At 67.3% G+C, this 1,435-nt stretch carries 1 protein-coding gene and 1 pseudogene; both read right to left on the minus strand.

Features of this window, described 5'->3' with window-relative positions:
* Nucleotides 1-582 precede the first annotated feature (582 nt).
* On the minus strand, nt 583-1,038 hold the full coding sequence (locus BKH20_RS13605; protein WP_034472004.1) for a universal stress protein: 456 nt from the start codon (nt 1,036-1,038) through the stop codon (nt 583-585).
* A 28-nt stretch (nt 1,039-1,066) separates the two neighbouring features.
* Nucleotides 1,067-1,435 (minus strand): annotated as a pseudogene (locus BKH20_RS13610) (MFS transporter); the annotation flags it as partial.

Genomic DNA, 1,435 nt, shown 5'->3' on the forward strand with positions numbered 1-1,435 from the left:
CCCGGCGCGCCCGCCGACGCCGCGGGGCTCGGCGGCATGGGCGGCCGACGTCGAGGGGAGGAGATTCAGGGAACGCCGAGCGCCGCGTCCCGGAGCGGGTCGGGGCGCGGGGCCACCCGGGCAGACGCAGCGCCACCATGCGCCCAGCCCGGCCCCACGTATCACAGGAGTTACGACAACTGCTCAAAACGGGTTCTTCGTGTCGTGGGGATGGGGTTGTGCGGGGCTTTCCTCGTCGGGGTCTCGGGGTACGTGGTCGTACGCGATCCCACCCGGTCGTACGTAAAACCGCGTGGTCGTACCCCCAGCGCACGCGGTCGTACGTAAAACCGCGCGGTCGTACCTTAGAGCCCCTCTAAGGTACGACCGCGCGCCGCCGGGTACGACCACGCGACGCCGAGTACGACCGCGCAGGACCCCGAGACGCCGAACCACCGGCACCCGCTCACCCCGACCACGCCCTCACACACGAAGAACCTCAAAACATAGCGGCGGATGCCCGCCACACTTCCGCGTGGCGGGCATCCGCCGCCGGTCCGATCGCGCAGGATCCGACGCGTGCGTCCGACGTCTATCCGGCGACTAGGGAACGACGACGAGGACGTCGCACTTCGACTTGCGGAGCACCTGGACGGAGACGGCTCCGAAGATGCGGCCGAACAGCGAATCGACGCCTTTGGATCCGACGATGACGAGGTCCGCCTCGGTCTCCAAGGTGACGAGGGTGACGGCATCGACCGCCGTGCCCTCGACGACGACGCCCTGGGCGAGGGCGACGCCGCGCTCAACGGCGGTATCACGCGCCTTCTCGACGACGGCGTAGGCCTGGTCCTCGGTGAGCCGAGCCTCGACGACCCGCACATCGGCGACGGGGGCGAACTCGTTGATGCGAGCCTTGTCCCGCGCCGAGACGGGGTCGAAGCCGGCGACGAGGAGAAGAGCGGCGTCGCACAGGCGAGCCATCTCGCAGGCGCGATCGATGACGTGGGTGTTCGCCTCGACATCGCCGACTCCGGCGACAATGGTGGTATAGGTCACGGATGACATCCTTTCGTGGGGCACCCGGTCAGGCCACGGCAGTCTCAGTGGCGGACACGGCGGCGGCGCGCACCCGCGGGTCCGCGTCCTTGACGGTGTCGATCCACTCGATGAGCAGACCGGCGATGATGAGGAAGACTGCGACGAAGAGCAGGGCGTTGACCGGGTGATCGCCGAGCAGGTGCTTGTAAATGGGACCGAAGGTGAGGGTCTGGATGAACTGGGGGATGACGATCATCATATTGATAACGCCCATGTAGACGCCTCGGCGCTCCTTGCGGATCATCTCAATGGCCATGATGTAAGGTACGCCCGTAATAGAAGCCCAGGCCACACCAATGCCGATCATGGGCAGGTAGAGGACCGCGGTGTGGCCGGGGCTGCCGATGCGGGTGAG

The organism is Actinomyces oris (assembly GCF_001937445.1).
GTDB classification, from domain to species: domain Bacteria; phylum Actinomycetota; class Actinomycetes; order Actinomycetales; family Actinomycetaceae; genus Actinomyces; species Actinomyces acetigenes.